Annotated in this window: 2 protein-coding genes; both read right to left on the bottom strand. The window is 46.8% G+C overall.

Annotated elements, in window-relative coordinates; all coding sequences use genetic code 11:
- A partial coding sequence (locus KDK19_RS22630; protein ID WP_257293002.1) for a hypothetical protein occupies positions 1-2215 on the bottom strand: 2215 nt, incomplete at its 3' end.
- Positions 2216-2382: 167 nt separating this feature from the next.
- On the bottom strand, positions 2383-2956 hold a 574-nt coding region (locus KDK19_RS22635; protein WP_257293003.1), incomplete at its 5' end, for a hypothetical protein.

Below are 2956 nucleotides of genomic sequence, written 5' to 3' on the forward strand. Positions count from 1 at the left end.
GGCTGTTATCGAGGGTGCCTGTTAAATACATGACGCCCTGATGATAAGCGGTATCCTTAATTTGTACATTTTCAGGGAATAGGTCGTTACGTACAGTGAATTCTGCCCGGTAGCTCTGGGCAGCACTTAACGAGAACTCGAATAGAACTGCTTTTCCTGACTGTGTTGTTGCAACAAGAAACAGGTGAGAACTTGCCTTTTCGTGAATAACCTGCCCAGTCAGAGACGGGTAGGAATCCAGTATTCCAGAGTAGTCGGAAGAGGTGGTGTAAGTTACAACGCCGCACCGTCCAAATTGTTGATCCAGTTCAGAACCTTTATAGCGTGCCAGAATAACTCCTGTGGAAGCCCCTTCAGAAGACGGCTCAGGTTGAATGACAACATACACCTGCTGGTTTTCAGGATCATACGCTTGAAAGAGTGGCGTGCCTTCTGGTGGCGGGCAGTTACCTGACAAGCCTTGAGAATAGGTGGTTGAAGACTGTATCGCTGACGGAGTATTCTCCTTGCCGCAATCAAATCCCCCTTCTGTACAGTCAATCCCGGCCAGTGATGTTTGTGGTTTGGAGAAAACTTTCAGAAACGGCAAATAGCCATCCCGATTGTTCCAGACAGTACGATTGAAAGAGGTGGCATTTGAAGCACCACCGGGATCTGCAAACTCATTCAGGGCCGACGGGAACTGATTGTTTGTTTGTTTGGTACCATTTATTCGGGCAAGTTCACGGTAGGGAGTATTAATGCCTCTGAGCATTGGAAGCTGTGAGGCATCACCGGCATTCCAGAGCGTGCTGTTCAATAGGGTTACGTTTGATTTGAGGGCACTTTTCGATAGTCTTATGACACCTTGATTGCGTCCATTAAATCCACTACCTCTCCTGATCCATTGATACTTTGTGAAAGTATCCAGGTTATGCTCAATGGAACCTGCTCTCCAAACTCTGCCCGCTCCACCGCTTTCATAGCTATAGATTTCCCGGGCTTCAACCGACCCTGTATTAACATTGTTGTACACTGAGGTTGAAAGAGTGGCAGCCCCGGTAATACCACCCAAGTGACCATTCACACCTTTTGTTATGATTGCTCCGGCATTCAGGTTGTCCCGAATGCCTGAACCTTCAGCAGCTTCTCCGGTAATTCCCCCGGCAGATGACTGATAGTCGTGAGTCGTGACCGTTCCGGCATTAACATTTTGAATAACAGTAGTGTTGACTACATCTCCTGCTATTCCTCCTCCGTAGGTACGCCAATCCCTGGTAAAAATGCTACCCGTATTGAGATTTTTGCTGACCAGGCTTTGCCTGGAGGCGTGCCCCACTATTCCACCACTGCTTCCACCTAGCCTACAGTAGGCTCTCGAATAATCTGAGGCAATGTTTCCAGTGTTGAGGTTATATAATACCTCCGCTGCTTCTGCTTCTCCTGCGATGCCCCCGGAATATTCGGTAAAGCCAACATTAACTTCACCGGTATTGACATTGTTGTTAGCAAGGCTGTCGCCTTTCAGGGTACCGACAATGCCGCCGGCAGGCGAGGAATGTAAATTTCTGGAGACTATTTTTCCGGTATTCAGGGCATTTGACAGGGACGATGCCCGACTTGCAAATCCAGCAATGCCACCTGTGCTGGTGGCGGTTCCGGTTGTGAAAACGGTGCCGGTGTTGACACTATCGCGTATGACGCTACCAGAAACACTGCCCGCTAAACCTCCGGCATGACTGCGAAACCCCGACGTTTTGATGGTTCCGGCATAATTGACCACCTCTTCAATCCTGCTGCCTTCCAACTCTCCCACCAGTGCACCCGTTGGGCTCATATTTCCGGAGCTGGTCACTTTTGGTTGTTTTAGCAGGATCTGCCTGATGGTGCTGTTTTGCAATGACCCGAACAATCCTGAGGCAGTGTTATTTGCTAACGTTGCAACCTCAAGGTTGGAAATAACATGGCCGTTGCCATACAGGATGAGAGAAAACGGATTAGAGGTATTGCCTACGGGTTTCCAGGGAATGAATCGGCTCAGGTCAATATCACCGATTAACCGATAGCGACCTTTGACCGGGTGGTCGGCATTCAGATAGTGCTTGAAATTATTATTGTCCAGCTCAATAGTGTCGGCGCAATTGTTCCAGCTTGGAAAAAAAACGACAAGTGACAGTAATAATGCTAGTGGCTTTTTGCTGATAACAAAGCTTTGCCGATTTTGATTTTTTATCACGTTTTTGTTCATTGAGGCACAACCACAGATGAGAATAAATATTCGCACTCGTATTCAGCATTCGTATGTATAGACCACAATGAATCATCATGCAGATAGCCGTTAAAAACTTAATTTTGAGCAGGGGGCAACTCAGCAGTTTCCATTTTTGTTTCAAGTGGTTGTCTTTAGAACTTCTTAATGGCCACGATAACTGCAACCGATACAGCCAACACAGTGCCCGTTCTAATAAGCCTAATTCCCCCACCTTGAATGGCCGAAGACGATCCCGCAGAGGATAAAGCGACAGCGGATTTTTGATAGTTATAGTTTTCAAGACCCAGTGAAATTGCTTGCATCTGTACCTGCCGGCTACCTCCCTCAATATAAGCATTTTCAACAGCCAGATAGACTTTATTACCAACAAAAACAGGGCGCATAGACTTTGCTGCTGCAGGTTGAATGGTGGTGTCAAAACGATAGAAATTGACCTGATCTTGATAAGTAAACACGGACAGTCGTCCATCACTGTGGTAAATAATGGCGTGCAAATAATCTTCCTTGGTCATCAGCTTGACGGTTGCAAACGAATCGGTTGTTTGGGAAGAAAAATAAATCTTGTCGTCAATCATAAAAGCACTATCCATCTGTCCATTGTCAGCAGCGAAGCGGCGAATAGAAAGTGTCTCTTCCTCAGGACTGAATACGGCAAAGTAGATCTGGTCTTTTTGTATCAGAATGTCCTGCTGACTCTTGACCGTA

The sequence above is a fragment of the Endozoicomonas sp. ONNA1 genome (assembly GCF_024606325.1).
Taxonomy (GTDB): Bacteria; Pseudomonadota; Gammaproteobacteria; order Pseudomonadales; family Endozoicomonadaceae; genus Endozoicomonas_A.